Annotated in this window: 10 protein-coding genes and 1 pseudogene; 3 read left to right on the top strand and 8 right to left on the bottom strand. The window is 65.9% G+C overall.

From position 1 onward, the window contains the following. Positions 1 to 138: 138 nt before the first annotated feature. The 8 genes and pseudogenes from HU752_RS23600 to HU752_RS23565 all read right to left on the bottom strand — a co-directional run bounded on the left by HU752_RS23600 (position 139) and on the right by HU752_RS23565 (position 6,387). Positions 139 to 1,101 (bottom strand): metal ABC transporter solute-binding protein, Zn/Mn family, encoded by a 963-nt coding sequence (locus tag HU752_RS23600; RefSeq protein ID WP_186687588.1) that lies wholly within the window; start codon positions 1,099 to 1,101, stop codon positions 139 to 141. Then, entirely contained in the window at positions 1,102 to 2,001 is a 900-nt protein-coding gene (locus HU752_RS23595; protein WP_186687583.1) for a metal ABC transporter permease, read from the bottom strand. After that, positions 1,998 to 2,750 (bottom strand): metal ABC transporter ATP-binding protein, encoded by a 753-nt coding sequence (locus tag HU752_RS23590; RefSeq protein ID WP_186687581.1) that lies wholly within the window; start codon positions 2,748 to 2,750, stop codon positions 1,998 to 2,000. Before HU752_RS23590 ends, HU752_RS23595 begins: the two co-directional genes overlap by 4 nt. After that, a pseudogene (locus HU752_RS23585) lies at positions 2,747 to 3,728 on the bottom strand (metal ABC transporter substrate-binding protein). The gene HU752_RS23590 and the pseudogene HU752_RS23585 overlap by 4 nt, the downstream one beginning before the upstream one ends. Continuing rightward, on the bottom strand, positions 3,718 to 4,293 hold the full coding sequence (locus HU752_RS23580) for a DUF6162 family protein (RefSeq protein ID WP_186687575.1): 576 nt from the start codon (positions 4,291 to 4,293) through the stop codon (positions 3,718 to 3,720). The pseudogene HU752_RS23585 and the gene HU752_RS23580 overlap by 11 nt, the downstream one beginning before the upstream one ends. Further along, positions 4,290 to 4,646: a hypothetical protein gene (locus HU752_RS23575; RefSeq protein WP_186687572.1), complete on the bottom strand. Its 357-nt coding sequence runs from the start codon at positions 4,644 to 4,646 to the stop codon at positions 4,290 to 4,292. The genes HU752_RS23580 and HU752_RS23575 overlap by 4 nt, the downstream gene beginning before the upstream one ends. Further along, positions 4,643 to 5,182 (bottom strand): PA2404 family protein, encoded by a 540-nt coding sequence (locus HU752_RS23570; protein ID WP_186687569.1) that lies wholly within the window; start codon positions 5,180 to 5,182, stop codon positions 4,643 to 4,645. Before HU752_RS23570 ends, HU752_RS23575 begins: the two co-directional genes overlap by 4 nt. Beyond that, positions 5,179 to 6,387 carry a PepSY-associated TM helix domain-containing protein gene (locus tag HU752_RS23565; protein WP_186687566.1) on the bottom strand — a complete coding sequence of 403 codons (1,209 nt, stop codon included), beginning with the start codon at positions 6,385 to 6,387 and terminating at the stop codon, positions 5,179 to 5,181. Before HU752_RS23565 ends, HU752_RS23570 begins: the two co-directional genes overlap by 4 nt. Before the next feature lie 287 nt (positions 6,388 to 6,674). Between HU752_RS23565 and HU752_RS23560 the strand changes: the two genes are divergently transcribed. From HU752_RS23560 to HU752_RS23550, 3 genes are all read left to right on the top strand, one after another. After that, positions 6,675 to 7,658, top strand: coding sequence for a TauD/TfdA family dioxygenase (locus HU752_RS23560; protein WP_186687563.1), 984 nt, complete (start codon positions 6,675 to 6,677; stop codon positions 7,656 to 7,658). Between the two features lie 167 nt (positions 7,659 to 7,825). Continuing rightward, positions 7,826 to 11,239: a non-ribosomal peptide synthetase gene (locus tag HU752_RS23555; protein ID WP_186687550.1), complete on the top strand. Its 3,414-nt coding sequence runs from the start codon at positions 7,826 to 7,828 to the stop codon at positions 11,237 to 11,239. Beyond that, positions 11,236 to 19,068 carry a non-ribosomal peptide synthetase gene (locus HU752_RS23550; protein WP_186687548.1) on the top strand — a complete coding sequence of 2,611 codons (7,833 nt, stop codon included), beginning with the start codon at positions 11,236 to 11,238 and terminating at the stop codon, positions 19,066 to 19,068. The genes HU752_RS23555 and HU752_RS23550 overlap by 4 nt, the downstream gene beginning before the upstream one ends. Positions 19,069 to 19,083: the final 15 nt, after the last annotated feature.

Below are 19,083 nucleotides of genomic sequence, written 5' to 3'. Positions count from 1 at the left end.
ATGGCCTCTTCGCGGATAAATCCGGCTCCCACCGTTTTTGCGGCGCTCACAAGATGTGTGTCTTGCTCGGTCACTGTGGGAGCCGGATTTATCCGCGAAGAGGCCCGGAACTCCACCACAAGCCCCCCAGACTCCAACTTATGTCGGCGCCAGGATATCCAGCACCTGGGTGATCGAGGCTTCGAGCCCGGTCAATGGATCGACGCTCTCGGTTTCGAGTACCAGCAGCGTGCTGCCAGCCTGGGCAATCGCCGCCTTCACCGCTTCCGGCGGCTGGCGGTGATCCAGCACCAGCTTCACATCGGCGTCCTTGAGGGTTTCGCTCAGTTTTGCCAGGGCCTCGGGTGTCCACTGCTCATCGCTGCGCGCATCGACCTGGATCAGCTCCAGGTTGAGCCCGCCGACCAGGTAGCCGAAGCGCTCGGAGAGGCTGAATACGCTGAGGTTGTCGGCCTTGGCCAGGCGCGTTTCGCTGTCGGCGCTGAGCTTGAGCAGGCGCTGCTTGAGCGTCGCCAGGTTGCTCTCGATCTTCGGCTTGGCCGCAGGCGCCAGGCGCACCAGGTCGGCGGCGGTCACATCGGCCATGCGCCCCAGGTTGTTGCTCGACAGCCATGGCTGGCTGTTCAGGCCATCGGTGCCCTGGCCTGGTTGCACCGCGATGCCTGGCAAGGCGCCATCCACCGGGCGTGCGGCGTCGACCTCGACGATGCGCACGTTGCTGCGCCGGGCCATGATGTACAGCGGATCATCCGGCCACAACGAGCGCAGGCCGATCACTGCGTCGGCCTGGTTGGCCAGCTTCTGCAGGGCGGGAGCGCCACGGCCGCTGAAATAGGCGCTCTGGCGGCTGCCTGGCAGGTTGGCGTCAGCGGCGCGTTGCAGCTCGACGCCGCTGTCCTTGAGCAGGATTTCACCGAGACCGTAGGTGACGGGCAGGCTGGCGAGGATACGCACGCTCTGTTTCTCGCTGCTGGTGTGCAGGGCCGCAGTGCCCAGGCCGTGGTTGGCGGTGATTGGCATCGGTGCCTGGCTGGAGAACGATGCGCTGCTGTAGAGGCCGCTCAGCAGCAGGGCAAGGGCGAGAGGGCGAAGATTTGGCATTTATCCGATATTCCCTTTGAGGCTGGGCACGGTACCGCGGGCGATCGCCGCCAGGGCGAAGCCGAGACCGGCCATCAGGATGATCGCCGCACCGGACGGTACGGGCAGGTCGAACAGGATCGGCAGCAGGATGCCGCTCAGGGTGCTGACGGTGGCGATCGCCACGGAGATCCAGAAGAAGCCCTTGAGCGACTGGCTGAGCAGGCGCGCGGCGGCAGCCGGGATCACCAGCAGGGCACCGACCAGGATCGCGCCGATGACCTTGACCGCGGCCACGGTGATCAGCGTTACCAGCACCACGAACAGGTAGTCGAGGGCCTTCACCGCGACGCCGCGTACGGCGGCCAGCTGTGGGTTGAAGCTGGCCAGCATGATCCGGTTGTACAGCGGCAGGCTCAGGCCCAGCACCAGCGCACCGACCACCAGCAGTACCAGCAGGTCATTGCCGTTGACTGTCAGGACCGAGCCGAACAGCACGTTTTCCAGGATGTGGATGTTGATCTTGCCGGCCAGTATCAGCAGCAGGCTGGCGCCGAGGGCCAGCGACACCGAGAGGAACACCCCAATCAGCGTGTCCGGGGCCAGGCCGGTACGGTTGCGCAGGTAGTTGAGCAGCACGCCGAACAGCAGGCAGTAACCGAACAGGCTGCCGTAGGGGCCGGTGTAGGGTTCGCCGAGCAGGATGCCGATGGCGACGCCAGTCAATGCCGCGTGACCTACCGATTCGGAGAAGAACGCGAAGCGCTTGACCACCACCAGGGTGCCGAGGCCACCGAGTACCGGGCCGATCAACAGACCGGCGAGCAGCGCATTGATCACGAAACCATAGGCCAGTGCCGCTGGCAGCAGGCCGTCGGCGGCCCAGCCCTGGATCATCAGGCGAAAAGCTTCATAGGTCATGGTTGAGTGGCCTCGCCGCGTGGGTGAGTGGAAAACAGCGTCAGCAGGCGCTCCGGCGTCAGTGCTTCGGCGGGGCTGGCATCGAACAGGATCCTGCGGTTGAGGCCGGTGACCCGGTCGGCCAGGCGCTTGACCGCCTCCAGGTCGTGTTCGATCCACAGCACGGTGATGCCGGCGCGGCGCCACTCACCGAGCAGGCGCTCGAACACCTGGATACCGGCCTCGTCGAGGGCCGACATCGGCTCGTCGAGCACCAGCAGTTGCGGTGGCGGGATCAGCCCCTGGGCCAGCAGCACCCGCTGGCGTTCTCCGCCCGACAGGGCACCCATGCGCCGCTTGCGCTTGTCCTGCATGCCGACCCGCTCCAGCGCTTCGCCGATCGCCCCGGCGAAGTGCCGCGACAGGCCGAGGAAGGCCGGGCGGCGCTGGCACATGGCAGCCATGAAATCGTCGACGGTCATCGGCAGGCCACGGTCGAACTCCAGTGCCTGGGGGACGTAGCCGATGGTGCCCGGTGCACCCTGCCATTGCAGGCTCAGGTGGCCCTGGTGCGGCATCTGCCCGAGCAGGGTCTTGATCAGCGAACTTTTGCCACCGCCGTTGGGACCGACCAGCGCATGCACGTGGCCGGGGCGGACCTGGAAGCTGACGTTGTCGAGAATGGTGGTGCGGCCCAGGGTCAGGTTGATCCCGTCGAAGTCCAGGGTCGGCCCGCTGGCGATGCGCTCGATGCTCTCGGCGGCGGTCATGCGCCCGCCTCCTGGATCGCCTTGACCACGGTGTTGAGGTTGTTGCTCATTTCCTTCTCGTACTTGTCGGCGGTGTAGTCACCATAGGAAATGTGCGACAGCGGGTAGAGCTTCACCCCGGACTCGCGCTGGATGGTCTCGACGTAGGTGGACGGGAAGTCCAGCTCCGAGAAGATCACCTTCACATCCAGCTCGCGCAGTTGGTCGATGGTTTTCTTCAATTGGCTCGGACTCGGCTCGATCCCGTGGGCCGGCTCGACCACGGCGGTGACTTCCAGGCCGAACTCGCGCAGCAGATAGTCATAGGCCGCATGCACCGTCGCTACCCGCAGGTCGGCGTTGGGCGCCTGGGTCAGTTTCGCCAGGGCGTCGGCGCGCAGCTGGCGCAGGCGCTTGCCGTAGGCGCGGGCGTTGGCGGTGTAGAACTTGGCGTTGTCCGGGTCGAGCTTGCCCAGTTCGCGGGCGATGTTGTTGACCTGGGCGATGGACGCGCTGATGGACAGGAAGGTGTGCGGGTTGACCACCTTGCCGGCGCCACGTGCGGCGATACCGGTGGCAGCCAGCAGCGGTACGTTCTCGTTGGCCTCGATCAGCGGGATCTGTGGTTTCTCACTGGCGGCGATCATGCGGTCGGCGAAGTCGTCGTGGCCGACTCCGTTGAGCACGATCACGTCCAGCGTGCCGATGCGCTTGATGTCCTCGGCCCGTGGCTCGTAGGCATGGGGGTTGAAGCCGGCCGGGATCAGCGGCACCACCTCGGCCTTGTCGCCGACGATATTGGCCACGTAGCTGTAGTAGGGGTGCAGGGTGATGCCGATGCGCAGGCGTTTGGCGGTGTCGGCATGGACCTGGAAGGTCGACAGGAGCGGCGCGAGCAGCAGGGCCAGGAGCAGGCGACGGCGGCTGAACAGGGCTGAAATGGACATGAGGGGGCGATCTTCTCCGGGTGAACGGTGTTTGGAGCGGCTCAGTGGCGATGCTGGCGGGTCACGCCGGCGTCGAATTGCGCGACCACCTGCTGCCAGCCAGCGGCAATCAGGGCGCTGTCGGCAAGGTCGCCGGGCACTGTCGGGTTGGCGTTGCGCGTGAGCCAGATATCCGGCGCGGCATTCGCGTCACTGCCGATCCGCATCAGGAACGAGCCGGCTGTCGTCGAGACCTGGCTCAGGCCGAGGTACGCGGGCGACTCCAGCAACTGCCAGCGGTGGCCGCCGCGACTGACCGAGCTGGCATCCTGGGCGAAGGGCGCGAAGCCTTCCTCGGCCAGTTGCGCGGGGGAGGGCAGGGCCTGCTGGTCCTGCTGCAGCAGGTGGATCTCGTCGAGGGTGACCCGCAGGTCGGCGTAGATGCCCTGTTCGCCCGGCGTGAGGTCGCGGCGGGCATCCAGTTGGTGGGCCGCGACCGGCGCGACATCCTGTTTCTCGCCGTGCAGGGCCACCACGGAGCCGGCGACCAGCAGTACGATCAGGCAAAACAGCAGGACGTAGAGGGTTTCGTGGCCGGCACCGGCGGGGCGTACAACCTGGGTGGTAGAGGTACTCATGGGGCTTCGATGTCCGCCTTGTCGACTTCCACGACATGGCCGGGGCCGGCGTCGAAGAGTACGTAGAAATCGGTGGCAGGTTTCTTGAAGGTCAGCGTCGAGTCGTCACCGAGCTTGCCGGGCACCAGTACGGTTTCGTCATAGCCGATCACGTCCAGGGTCACGCCGGCCGCACCGCTGCCATCGGAAAAGCCGCCCTTGCACTGGATCTGCTCGGCGTCGATCTGCTTGCATTCGCACATCGGGTTATGTGCCCAGGCATTCAGGCTCAGACCGCTGGCGGCGATCAGTGCTGCGCTGCTCAGCAGGCGTCGCAGGGGAGCGCAAGAGGTGAAACGAGGCAATGGGGTCATGGGCGTGCACCTTGTTTTTTCAACCAGGCCATGGTCAGTGGCGATGCCTGGCTCAGGGGAATGGAGGCCTGGTGGACCGAACCGTCCCAGCCTTCGAGAGTGACCCACAGCTCGGCGTCGTCGGCGGTGTTCTGCGGGATCGGCACCACGGCGCCCATGCGGTAGGGGGTGCCGAAGAAGATCACCCCGGCGGCGCGCAGGCTGCGTGGCTTGCCAACCCGCAGGTAGGTGGCCTTGACCTGCTCGCCGCAGCTGGCACAGAGCGTGGCATTGAAACTCTTGAAATAGCCGGCAGGGCCGTCGCGGCGAGGCGCCTCGTCCCACAATTCGGCCAACTGCAGGCTCCAGGGCCCGGCCTGCAACTCATGGACGTGCTGGCCCAGCCCGGTGTCGCCACGAAACAGCGCCGCATCGGAGAAGTAGCGCGGCATGAAGCCCAGCGGAATCAATACCAGCAGGATGTTCAGGTGAAAGCGCCACTTGTGCCAGAGGCGGCTCAGGGGCGAGATCGGGTGTACGGCTTCGGCCTTGCTCACAGGTTGACCTCCGGGGTTTCGGCGCCGAGGGTGGTACGGGGCCTGGCCTTTTCGGCTCGCTCGGCCTTGTTGCTGCGTTTCAGGGCATTGAGCGTGGCCAGCGCGGTGCGCTTGCTCCAGATCAGCAGGCCGCTGAGGACCATCATGCTCAGCAGCAGGCCGAAGAAGAACCAGATCAGCTTGACCCACAGCCCACCGAAGTCACCGGTGTGCAGCGGTCGCATGGACTCGGTGACGAACTCCAGGCCCGTGCGGTCCGACAGCAGGCGCGACTGTTCGACCTTGCCGTTGTAGGGGTTCAGTTCCAGGGTCTGGTACATCAGTGGGTACCAGCTTCGGCCGCCGACCTCGAAGGCACTGTAGGCGTTGCCCGGCAGGCTGATGAAGCTGGCATCGAGCCCGGGTACCTGTTGCTGGGCGATGCGCAGGGCTTCGTCGGCACCGAGTCTCGGGGCCGCTCGACCATCGGCCGTCAACGGTGCGCTGTCGTGGGAGATGATGGCCGGGATGGGCCGGGTGGCGATGCTGATCTGGTTGTCGGCGAGAATCGCCTGGATCAGGAACCAGGTGCCGGTGATGGAGATCACCGCGATGAACCAGATCGACCAGATCCCGCTCAGGCGATGGAAGTCCCCCCAGAAGATCCGGGCCCCGTGGTTGAAACGCAGGGTTGGCTTGAGAAACCCTTTCCAGAAGCGCTTGTAGACCACCAGGCCGGTGATCAGCGAGGCCAGCATCGGTATACCCAGCAGCGATACCAGGTACCAGCCCCAGCTGTAGCCGTTGGTGAACGGCACCAGCCACCAGCCATGCAAGGCCCGGGTGAAGTTCTTGAAGTTGAACTGCGGACTGATGCCCTGGATCACCCCGGTGTAGGGATTGACGTAGACCGTCACCGAGCGTCCGTCCGGATAGCCGATATCGGCCAGCAGGGCGAAGTGGCTTTCGTCCGGGCGCTGGATCGACTGCACGATCAGCTCGGGCTCATTCTTCTTGATGGCGGCCAGCACCTGGTCGTAGCTGAGCAAGGGCGCGTCATCGGAGGGTTTGCTGGCGCGGATATCGGGGTTGGCCAGCCAGACGATCTCCTGGCTGACCACCGCCAGGGTGCCGGTGACACAGACGATCAGGACAAAGAACCAGATGGGTAGCGCCAGCCAGCTATGGACCAGGAACCAGATTTTCGAGCGGGACTTCTTGGACATGGAAAGCGGATTCTCGACATCGGAGGAGGGTGCGGGGCCTGAGAGGGACCGCGCGCCCGAAAAAACCGGTCGTGGCTTTTGCCTACGCGAACGGCTGCATCTAAATGAGACGAATGAGCGGGCAAAAAACGCAGGGCTATATGAAAGTAAATGTTTCAGTGGCCGACAGCCGGTGTCCGGCACCGGCTAATTTTCCCCCTCGACCATCCGTTCCCTCCTGTGAAACCCGCTGTGTCCCACGTTCGGGCGTTGGGGCGGCGGCCGAGGATCAAGGGAGAAGAGTCGTCATGAACAATGCGTTGAGTTTGGATATCCGGCCGCTGCTGACCGGTTCGGGCACCTTGCCCATGCTGATCCAGGCGCCTGAGCCCGGGCTTGACCTGCGCGAGGCGTTTGCCGAGTGCAAGGTCCTGATCGACCAGCACCTGTACCGGGCCGGCGGTGTCCTGTTGCGCGGTTTCGATGTGGGCGGTCCCGAGGCTTTCCGTGAGTTCGCCGCGGCGTTCGGGCATCCGCTGCTCAACTACGAGTTCGGTTCGACTCCACGCAGCAACGTGACCAAGGGGGTGTACACCTCCACCGAATACCCGGCGCACCAGAGCATTCCGCTGCACAACGAGCAGGCCTACACCCTTGAGTGGCCGATGAAGATCTGGTTCTACAGCGTGATCGCGGCCCAGACCGGTGGCGAGACGCCGATCTGCGACAGCCGCGAGGTCTATCGCCGGATACCGGCGCGTATCCGCGAGCGGCTGGTCAGCAAGGGCCTGATGTACGTGCGCAACTTCGGCAACGGCCTGGACGTGGACTGGAGCCAGGTTTTCAATACCGAGGATGAAGCGCAGGTCGAGGCCTACTGCCGGGCCCATGCCATCGAGTGCGAATGGAAGGATGATGGCGAGTTGCGTACCCGCCAGCGTTGCCAGGTGGTGGCGCATCACCCGGTGACCCGGGAAATGGTCTGGTTCAACCAGGCGCACCTGTTCCACGTTTCCAACCTGCAACCGGAGGTGCGCGAAGCGCTGCTCGAGGTGGTGGACGAGGAAGACCTGCCGCGCAACGTCTACTACGGCGACGGCTCGGCCATCGAGGTCGACCTGCTCGACGAGGTGCGTGGCGTGCTGGACGAATGCACCATCAGTTTCCCCTGGCAGGAAAACGATGTGCTGATGCTCGACAACATGCTCGCCGCCCACGCCCGTTCGCCGTTTACCGGCAAGCGCAAGGTGGTGGTGGCGATGGCTGAGGGCTATTCGCAGCCCGCCGACTGACGTCACTCGTCGCAATTGCCACGCCGATCCGCAGATTTTTACCGCTCTGCTTCGCCATACCCGAGAAACCGCCTGTCGGCACGCTAAATCCTCGGGTTGGCGGTTCGTCCTTGTTGATACGACCAGGCCCCACCGGCCGTGCCGCCGATCAGCAAGGACCCTCTCACATGAAGCCCCAAGACGCACAGAAACTCGCTCGCCGTTTCATCGAGCTGCCCCAGGACAAGCGCCGTATCTTCCTGGCTGCCATGGACCGGGAGGGCGTCGATTTCTCGCTGCTGCCCATCGCCGCCTGCGAGGGCGTCGCCGAGCGGGACGGCCTGTCCTACGCACAACAGCGCATGTGGTTTCTCTGGCAGCTCGATCCCCACAGTGCGGCCTACAACCTGCCAATGGCGGTGCGCCTGGATGGGCCGCTGGACCTGGCGGCGCTCGAGCAGGCCTTCAGTGCCCTGGTGGCCCGGCATGAATGCCTGCGCACGACCTTTGGCCAGGACGGTGAGCGGGCGTTCCAGCGCGTCGCCCCGGCGACAGCCGCCGCGGTGCGGGTAGACGACCTGCGGGCCCTGGACGAACCACGGCGGCGGGCTCGCGCACGGCAGATCATGGCCGAGGAAGCCGGGCAGGCGTTCGACCTGCAGCAGGGGCCGCTGCTGAGCATTCGCCTGTTGCGCCTGGACGAACAGGAACACGTGCTGCTGCTGACGCTGCACCACATCATTGCCGACGGTTGGTCGATGAACATCCTGATCGAGGAGTTCAGTCGCTGTTACGACGCTTGCGTGGCCGGTACCACGGCCGAGCTGCCGGCACTGGCCGTGCATTATCGCGACTACGCACTGTGGCAGCGCAGTTGGCTCGAAGCCGGAGAGCAGGCGCGGCAACTGGCCTACTGGCGTGAGCACCTGGGAGAAGAGCATCCGGTTCTCGAACTGCCCACCGACCGGCCGCATCCTGCCCAGGCCAGTCATCGTGGCGCACGCCTGGAGGTGCAGGTCGACCGCGAGCTGCGCCAGCGACTCAAGAGCCTGGCCCAGCGTCAGGGCGTGTCGCTGTTCGTGGTGCTGCTGGCGTCGTTCAAGAGCCTGCTGCATCGCTACAGTGGCCAGAGCGATATCCGCGTGGGCGGCCTGATCGCCAACCGCACCCGCAGCGAGACCGAAGGCCTGATCGGCTTTTTCGTCAATACCCAGGTACTGCGCAGTGATGTCCGCGGCCAGACTCCGTTCGTCGAGTTGCTGGAGAGCCTGCGCCAAGCCTCCTCGGGCGCGCAGGCGCATCAGGAGCTGCCGTTCGACGCCCTGATCGAAGCCCTGCAGCCGGCCCGCAGCCAGAGCCACAACCCGCTGTTCCAGGTGATGTTCAATCACCAGCCGCTGGTTACCGACGTGCAGGGCCGGCAACTGGCGAGCGGGTTGCGGGTCGCCCACCTGGACGACGAGCAGGGTATTGGAGCGGCCCGCCAGCACGCGGCCGCCAGCGACCTGATGTTGGAAACCCGCGAGGAAGGCGAGCAGCTGTTCGCGGCCTTCACTTATGCCACCGATATTTTCGACGGGGCGACCATCGAGCGCCTGGCCGGGCACTGGCGCAACCTGCTGGTTGCCGTGTGCCAGGACCCGCAGCGACCGATCGGCCAGTTACCGATGCTGGCGGCAGCGGAAGTCACTGGCCTGTTGGGCAACGGTGACGAGAGCGTGGCGCCTGCGGACAGTCCGTTGTCGATGGTGCAACTGTTCGAGGCCCAGGCCCGTCGCAGTCCCGAGGCGACCGCGCTGGTTCTGGCCGATGCGGCCCAGGCGCCGAGCCTGAGCTATGCCGAACTCAATCGCCGGGCCAATCGCCTGGCGCATCTGCTGCGTGGGCACGGGGTGGGTCCGGAGGTGCTGGTGGGGTTGGCGATCGGGCGCACGCTGGATCTGGCCGTGGCCATCCTGGCGGTGCTCAAGGCGGGCGGTGCCTATGTGCCGCTGGACCCGCAAATGCCGCCGGCGCGCCTGGCCCATGTGCTGCAGGACAGTGGTCTGAAACTGCTGCTGACCCACAGCCAGTGGCTGGACGGCCTGCCGCCGCTGGATGATGTCGAGGCCTTGTGCCTGGACCGTATCAACGACGGCGGTTATGCCCAGGCCGACCTGGAACTGGCGCCGGCCCCGCAGTCGCTGGCCTATGTCATCTATACCTCAGGCTCCACTGGCCGGCCCAAGGGCGTCGGTATCAGTCACCAGGCGCTGACGGAGTTCGTCGCCCGGGCCACGGAGTACAGTGGGTTGCTGGCGAGCGACCGGGTTCTGCAGTTCGCCACCAGCAGCTTCGACGGCTTTGTCGAGCAGTTCTTCCCGCCGCTGAGCCTGGGAGCCTGCGTGGTGCTGCGTGACGAGCGGCTGTGGGACAGCGCCACGCTGCACGAAGCGATCCTGCGTCATGGCATCACCCTGGCCGACCTGCCGGCGGCCTATTGGCACCTGCTGGTACAGGACTGGGCGGCCCGTCCACCCGCCGGCTATGGCGCCCTGCGCCAGATCCATATCGGTGGCGAGGCCATGGCTGTCGACGGTCTGCGCCTGTGGCAGCAGGCCGGGTTGGGTGGCGTGCGCCTGGTCAATACCTATGGCCCGACCGAGGCGACCGTGGTCTCCAGCACCTACGACTGCACCGGGCTGTCGGCCGAAACGGTGTCCTGGCGCGGTGTGCCTATCGGTTTCGGCCTGGCTCGGCGGCGCCTGCTGGTGCTCGATGGCGATCTTGAACTACTGCCTCAAGGTGCCATCGGCGAGTTGTACATCGGTGGCCCGGGCCTGGCCCGTGGTTACCAGGGCCAGTCGGCCCTCACTGCCGAGCGCTTCATCGCCGATCCCTTCACCCCGGGGGAGCGGCTCTACCGCACCGGTGACCGTGCGCGCCTGCGTGAGGATGGCGCGGTGGAGTACATCGGCCGGGTCGACCATCAGGTCAAGGTCCGCGGTTTTCGCATCGAACTGGGTGAGGTCGAGTCGCGCCTGCTGCAGTGTCCCGGTGTGCGTGAGGCGGCGGTCCTGGCGCTGCCCCTGGCCGGTGGCACGCAACTGGTCGGCTACCTGGTGGCCGACCAGGTCCTGGAGCCTGCGCAGCAGAGCGTCTGGCGACTTGCGGTCAAGGCGTCCCTGCAGGGCCGGCTGCCGGACTACATGATCCCCTCGCACCTGCTGGTATTGCCACGCCTGCCGCTGACCCCCAGCGGCAAGCTGGACCGCAAGGCCCTGCCGGTTCCCGATCCGAGCCAGTTGCAGGCCAGCTACCGCGAGCCCCAGACCGACACCGAGCGCTGCCTGGCGGGGATCTGGGAAGAGGTGCTGCAGGTGCCGAGGGTCGGGCTCGACGACCACTTCTTCGAGTTGGGTGGGCATTCGTTGCTCGCGGCCCAGGTGATCGCCCGGGTCAAGACGCGCCTGGAGGTCAGCCTGCCGCTGCGCAGCCTGTTCGAAAAACCGCTGCTGAGCGAACTGGCCGCCGAGCTGGCGACGCTGGGGCAGGGCGCTGCAGATAACGACTGGGCCGACATGGAACAGTTCATGAGTTCGTTGGAGGAGTTTGGAGCATGAGTGGCAACCCTGCGGTACGTATCGCCAAAAGATTCATCGGCCTGCCGCTGGAGCAGCGTCGGCAGTTCCTGGCGAAGCTGAGCGAGGAGGGCAAGGACTTCAGCCTGTTGCCGATGCCGGTCAGCCGCCATGATGTGGCGCGGATTCCCCTGTCCTATGCCCAGCAGCGCCTGCTGTTCCTCTGGCAGCTCGACCCCACCAGTGCCGCCTACAACATGGCGGCGGGCCTGCGCCTGCACGGCCAGCTCGACGAGTCGGCGTTGCAGCGTGCCTTCGAGCATATCGTCGAGCGCCATGAAGTCCTGCGCACGGTGTTCCTGATCGATGGCGAGCAACCCTGCCAACAGATCCTCGGGCACCTGGCGGTGCCGCTGACCCGGCTGGACCTGTCGGGTTGCGCCAACGAGACGCGTGAGACCGAGCTGGCCGAGCGGGTGGGGGCGATCACTGCGCAACCCTTCGACCTGCTCAACGGGCCGCTGCTGAGGGCCAGCCTGATCCACCTGGCTGCGGACGAATGGGTGTTGGTGGTGAGCATGCACCATATCGTTTCCGACGGCTGGTCGATGGATGTGATGGTCAGGGAGTTCGTCCAGGCCTACCAGGCGTTCAGCCAGGGGCGCGAACCGGGCCTGGCCGACCTGCCGCTGCAGTACGCCGACTATGCGATCTGGCAACGCAGTTGGCTGGAGGCCGGCGAGGGGGAACGGCAGCTGGACTACTGGCGCCGGCAACTGGGCGAGGAGCAGCCGCTGCTGGACGTCGCCGCCGATTTCCCGCGGCCGCCCGTGCAGAGTTTCGAAGGGCGGACCCTGAAGTTCGACTTCGGTGCCGAACGCTCGCGTCAATTGGCGGCCTTTGCCCGCAGCCAGGGCATCAGCCTGTTCATGCTCGTGCTGGGCGGCTACTCGCTGTTTCTTTCGCGCCAGTCCGGCCTGCGTGACATCCGGGTCGGCGTGCCGAATGCCAACCGCGGCCGCCCGGAAGTCGAAGGCCTGATCGGCTTTTTCGTCAACACCCAGGTACTGCGTTGCGAAGTCGACGAGCGCCAGAGTTTCCTCGACCTGCTGGGCCATCTGCGCGAAAGCAGTTTCGGCGCCCAGGCACACCAGGAGTTGCCGTTCGAACAACTGGTGGACGCCCTGGCGCCCGAGCGCAACCTGGACCACAACCCGCTGTTCCAGGCCAAGTTCAACCAGAACGTCGGCATGCAGAAGCAGCGCTCGATGCAGTTGCCGGGCCTGAGCGTGGCCGAGTACCCGCTGCACAAGGACGGTACGCACTTCGACCTGGCCCTGGACATCACCGACGACGGCACGTTGATCCATGGCGAGCTGACCTATGCCAGCGACCTCTACCAACACGCAACGGTCGAGGGCTTTGTCCCGGCATTGCTCGAGCTGTTCGATGCATTGCTGCAGGCCCCGCAGGCTCCGCTGTTCAGCCTGAACCGAGCGCTGCCAGCACTGCCGGCAGTCAGCCTGGAGAGCGCGCCGCTGGTGTTGCAACACTGGGATGCCCAGGTTCGTCGCCAGCCCGAAGCGCTGGCCGCGCGTTGCCTTGGGCAAACCCTGAGCTTCGCCGAACTGGACCAGGCTGCCAACCGCCTGGCCCATCACCTGCGCATGCGGGGCGTGGGCATCGGTGAGCCGGTCGCGGTGCTGATGGAGCGTTCACTGGATTGGCTGACCAGCCTGCTGGCGATTCTCAAGGCGGGTGCGGTGTACATGCCGCTCGATACCAAGGCCCCGGATGAGCGCCTGCGGCAGATGCTCGAACGGGCCGGTGCGCGACTGTTGCTGGGCAGTGAGGACGATACACGACTGGATGGCCTGGTGCCGTCCGGCTGCGCCGCCCAGGCATTCAACCCGACCGACTGGCGCGAGCAGCCGGCCACTGCACCACGACTGGAGCTGTCGGCCCAGTCTGCGGCCTATGTGATTCATACCTCCGGCTCCACCGGGCAACCCAAGGGCGTGCTGGTCAGCCATGGTGCCCTGGCCAGTTACGTGCAGGGCCTGACACAGCGCCTGGACCTGGCGCCAGGCGCCAGCATGGCTCTGGTCTCGACTATTGCCGCCGACCTCGGGCACACCATGCTGTTCGGCGCCCTGTGCGGCGGTCGCACCCTGCATGTGTTGCCGGAGGCGCTGGGGTTCGACCCGGACGGCTTTGCCCAGTACATGAGCGAGCACCGAGTCGGCATCCTGAAAATCGTTCCCGGGCACCTCTCGGCCCTGTTGCAGGCGACCCGTGCGGCCGATGTCCTACCGGAACACGCACTGATCGTCGGTGGCGAAGCCTGCTCGCCAGCGCTGGTGCGCCAGGTTCGCGAGCTGAAGCCGGGCTGCCGTTTCATCAACCACTACGGTCCCAGTGAAACCACCGTTGGCGTGTTGACCCACGAAGTGTCCGCCGCCGCAGCCATCGACCGTGGCATTGCCATCGGCCAGCCGCTGCCAGGTGCCCGGACCCTGGTGCTGGACGATGTGTTGAACATCGCTGCCGTGCAGGTGCCGGGAGAGTTGTACATCGGTGGTGCCAGTGTCGCCCTGGGTTACCTGGGGCAACCGGGGCTGACGGCCGAGCGCTTCCTGCCGGACCCTTATGGCGAGCCGGGCAGCCGGGCCTACCGCAGCGGTGACCGGGTGCGCAGCAACCGCCAGGGCCTGCTGGAGTTCATGGGGCGCAACGACGACCAGGTGAAGATCCGCGGCTACCGCGTCGAACCGGCGGAAGTCGCCCGGCTGATGCAGGGCTTCGACTCGGTCGCACAGGCTGCGGTCCTGGCGTTGTCGATGGAAGACGACGCCACGCGCCTGCAACTGGTGGCCTACTGCGTGCCGGCCGCCGGCAAGGTTTTGCAGGTCGAGGAATTGCGCCAGCGCCTGCAGGCTTCTCTGAGCGACTACATGGTTCCAGCGCAGATCCTGCTGCTGGAGCAACTGCCGCTGACCGCCAACGGCAAGCTGGACAAGCGGGCCTTGCCCAAGCCGGGCCTGGTCAAGCAGCAATACACCGCGCCGGTGGGCGAGATCGAGGAGAAGCTGGCGGCGATCTGGGCCGATGTGCTCAAGCTGGAGCGGGTCGGCAGCACGGATAACTTCTTCGAGCTGGGCGGCGACTCGATCCTCAGCCTGCAGATCATCGCCCGGGCCAAGCGCCAGGGGATCAAGCTCAGTCCCAAGCAGTTGTTCGAGAAACAGACCATCGCCCAGCTGGCGACGGTGGCCAAGCTGATCGAAAAGAAAGCGGCCGTCGAGGCACCGCGACAGATCAGCGGAGAACAGCCATTGCTGCCGATCCAGGCGCGCTTCTTCGAAATGGATGTTCCCCAGCGTCATCACTGGAACCAGTCGGTCATGCTCAAGCCGCTGCAGGTGCTGGAGCCCAAGCATCTGGAAATGGCGCTGGCCAGCCTGCTGGAGCATCACGATGCCTTGCGCCTGGGCTTCTCCGAGCAGGGCGGGCAGTGGCAGGCCCGTTATCAGCCGGCCAACAATGCCGTGCTGTGGTTGCGTGAACTGGATGACACGGCCGGGCTCACTGCCCTGGCCGATGAGGCTCAGCGCAGCCTGGACCTCAAGGACGGCCCGCTGTTGCGTGCATTGCTGGTGCAGTTGCCCGAGGGTGAGCAGCGCCTGCTGTTGGTCGTACATCACCTGGTGGTCGATGGTGTGTCCTGGCGGGTGCTGCTCGAGGACCTGCAGAGTGCCTACACCGCCATCGTTGCCGGCCGTACCGTGCAGTTGCCGGCCAAGAGCAGTGCATTCCAGCTCTGGGGCGAACGCCTGCAGGCATACGCATGCAGCGAGGCACTGGCAACCGAGCGCGGTTACTGGTTGGGCACCTTGGCCGAGTCCGGTGCACAACTGCCTGACGAGCATTTGGAACATCCGCAGCCTGGTGTCGGTCATGCCGCTTCGCGGTTGAACAAGGCGTTGACCCGGCAATTGCTCAGCGTTGCCCCGGCCGCCTACCGTAGCCAGATCAACGATCTGCTGCTGGCTGCCCTGGCCCGGGTTCTCTGCGACTGGAGCCGACAGCCGTCGGTGCTGATCCAGTTGGAGGGCCACGGTCGCGAGGATCTGTTCGATGACCTCGACCTGAGTCGCACGGTCGGCTGGTTCAGCAGCCTGTACCCGGTGCGCCTGACTCCACAGGCGGACCTGGGCGCCTCGATCCGTGCGGTCAAGGAACAACTGCGGGCGGTACCGAACAAGGGGATCGGCTATGGCCTCCTGCGTTACCTGGCGGATGCGGATTTCTCCCGTCAGTTGCAGGCCTTGCCTGAAGCGCGGGTGACCTTCAACTACCTCGGGCAGTTCGACGGTAGCTTCGATCAGGCCGAGGGCGCACTGTTCGTGCCCAGTGGCGAGAGCAGCGGTGCCAACCAGGCCGAAGAGCGCCCGGCCAACTGGCTGAGCCTCAATGGCCAGGTATTCGACGGCGAACTGGAACTGGACTGGGGGTTCAGTCGCGCGCGCTATCAGCCTGCGACCATCGAGGCCCTGGCCCGCGCCTATGAGCAGGAACTGGGCCGCCTGGTCGAACACTGCAGCCAGGGCGGCCAATTGGGCGTGACGCCGTCCGATTTCCCGCTGGTGACACTGACCTCGGCCCAGCTGGCGCGCCTGCCGGTGGCCATGGCGGATATCGAGGACATCTACCCGCTGTCGCCGATGCAGCAGGGCATCCTGTTCCATGCGGTCGACGAGCCGGATGGCGCGGCCTACACCAACCAGCTACGGGCCGATGTGCGCCACCTGGACGTCGAGCGGTTCCGCGCGGCCTGGCAGCAGGGCCTGGACCGCCATGAGGTCCTGCGCTCGGTATTCGTCTGGCCGCAGGACCTGGCGGCACCGTTGCAGGTCGTTCGGCGCCAGGTGCAGATCCCGCTGGTGGTGCATGACTGGCGCGGACGCAGCGACCTGCCGGCAGCCCTCGAGCAACTGGCACGAGACGACCTGGCGGCAGGTTTCGAGTTGGGCCAGGCCCCGCTGTTGCGCTTGATCCTGGTACGTACCACGGCCAGCGATTACCACCTGATCCACACCAGCCACCATATCCTGATGGACGGTTGGAGCACGTCGCAACTGTTCGGCGAAGTGCTCCAGCGCTATGCCGGTGCCGCCGTCCCCCAGGGGGCTGGCCGCTATCGCGACTACATCGAATGGCTCGGCCAGCGTGACGCCCAGGCCAGCCAGGCTTTCTGGGCCAACGTCCTGGCCGAGCTGCAGGAGCCGACCCGCCTGGCCAATGCCGTGGGTTGCCGGCAGGGGCTGACGGCCGGGCATGGCGAGCACGAACACCGGTTTGGCGCGGCCCTGACCGCCGACCTGAACCGCTTCGCCCGCGAACACAAGGTCACCCTCAACACCCTGGTGCAGGCCGCCTGGCTGGTCATGCTGCAGCGCTACACCGGGCAGGACTGCGTGGCCTTTGGCGCCACCGTGGCGGGTCGACCGACCGACCTGGCCGGGGTGGAGCAGCAGATCGGCCTGTTCATCAATACCCTGCCGGTGGTCGCTGCACCCTCTGCCCAGTTGCCGGTGGCGACCTGGTTGCAGCAGGTGCAGGACCTCAACCTGGCGCTGCGCGAGCACGAGCATACCCCGCTGTACGATATCCAGCGCTGGGCCGGGCTTGGTGCGGGCGGGCTGTTCGACAGCCTGTTGGTGTTCGAGAACTACCCGATGGCCGAAGCTCTTGGCCAGGCTTCGGAAACGGGTCTCGAATTCACCGCTATCCGTCGCCAGGAACAGACCAACTACCCGCTGACGCTGGTGGCGGTCACGGGCGCCGAACTGAGCCTGGGGCTGAGCTATGACCGGGCCTGCTTCGATGCCCCGACCGTGGCGCGCCTGGGGCGTGAGCTCGAGCACCTGCTACGGGCCTTCATGGCCGAGCCGCAACAGGCGCTGGGCAACCTGGAACTGCGGGTTGGCGCGTCGCGCCAGGCGGCGCTGGACTGGGGCAGGGGCACAGACACGGCGACTGACCCGCGTGACGTGCTCACCCGCCTCAATGCCCAGGTACTGGCCCAGCCGCAGTCCCCGGCGATCCTGTTCGCCGAACACGAAGTGGACTATGCGAGCCTCGACCGCAGTGCCAATCGCCTGGCCCACAAGCTGCGCGAGCTCGGTGTGGGGCCGGAAGTGCGGGTCGGCGTCTGCCTGAGCCGCACCCCGCGGATGATCGTCAGCCTGCTGGCGATTCTCAAGGCCGGCGGCGCCTACGTGCCGCTGGACCCCGAGTATCCGCAGGAGCGCTTGCTGCATATGCTGGAGGACAGTCGTGCGACGGTACTGTTGAGCGAGTCGCGCCTGCTGCGGTTCCTGCCACGGGACCTGTCGTCCCGAGTGTTGCTGGTGGAGGAGGGTGAGGACTGGCTGCAGGCCTATCCGGCCCAGGCCCCAGCGGTTTCGATCCTGCCGCAGAACCTGGCCTACGTCATCTACACCTCCGGTTCCACTGGCAAGCCCAAGGGGGTGGCGATCAGTCACGGCAACCTGGCGGCGCTGATCCAGTGGTCCCTGGGCGTCTATGGTATCGAGCAGTTGCGCGGGGTACTGGCCTCGACCTCGATCTGCTTCGATCTGTCGGTCTGGGAGATCTTCGTCACCCTCGCGGCTGGCGGCTACCTGGTGCTGGCGGACAACGCCCTGGCCCTGGTCGAGCTGCCGCAGCGCGAGCGGGTCAGGTTGATCAACACCGTACCGTCGGCGATTGCCGCCCTGCAGCGCGCCGGACAGATCCCGGCGTCGGTGAGCACCATCAACCTGGCCGGTGAACCCCTGAAGCAGACGCTGGTGGATACCCTCTATGCCAGCACGACGGTCAAACAGGTCTACGACCTCTATGGTCCGTCGGAGGACACCACCTACTCGACCTTCACCCTGCGCACCGCCCAGGGCTCGGCGAATATCGGCCGGCCGCTGGACAACACCGACGCCTACCTGCTCGATACCCAGTTGCTGCCGGTGCCGGAAGGGGTGGCGGGGGAGCTGTACCTGGCCGGTTCCGGGGTCTCCCGTGGTTACCTGATGCGGCCGGGGTTGACTGCCGAGCGCTACGTGCCGAACCCGTTCGGGGTTGCTGGCGACCGCCTGTACCGTACTGGCGACCTGGTACGCCAGGGCGAGCGGGAGCAGATCGAATACATCGGGCGGGCCGACCACCAGGTGAAGATTCGTGGTTTCCGGATCGAACTGAGCGAAGTCGAGGCGCGCCTGCTGCAACTGCCGTCGGTGCGCGAGGCCGTGGTGTTGGCCCAGGACGGGGCGGCGGGCAAGCATCTGCATGGCTATGTCGTGGCGACGCAGGCCAACGATGATGCGCGAGCCTTTGCCGATGGCTTGCGTACGGCGCTGGCCGGGCAACTGCCGGCGCACATGGTGCCGAGCCATCTGCACCTGATCGACGCCTTGCCGCTGACCCCCAACGGCAAGCTCGATCGCAAGGCGCTGATCGCCCTGGGCGGCAATCCGTTGCAGAGCCACTACCAGGCGCCGCAGACGGAGTTGCAGCGCGAGGTCGCCAGCCTCTGGCAGGAAGTGCTGGAGGTCGAGCAGGTGGGCCTGGGCGACAACTTCTTCCAGCTGGGCGGTCATTCGTTGCTGGCGACCCTGGTGGTGACGCGGATTACCGAGCGCCTGGGCGACAAGATCGCGCTCAAGGAATTGTTCGCCGCGCAGACGCTGCAGGCTTTCTGCGAGCGCATCGAGGCCCTGCGCGGTGGTTTGTCACCCGCTCAGGATGAATTGGCTAAATCGCTGGAGGCCCTCAAACGTCTATCCCTCGACGATCTGGAAAAACTGGTTTCCTGACCGGTTTCTTGACTG

Origin of the sequence: Pseudomonas vanderleydeniana (assembly GCF_014268755.2) — a bacterium.
GTDB classification, from domain to species: domain Bacteria; phylum Pseudomonadota; class Gammaproteobacteria; order Pseudomonadales; family Pseudomonadaceae; genus Aquipseudomonas; species Aquipseudomonas vanderleydeniana.
Note: the sequence above shows the minus strand (reverse complement) of the source record. Positions and strands in the feature narration are given on the sequence as shown.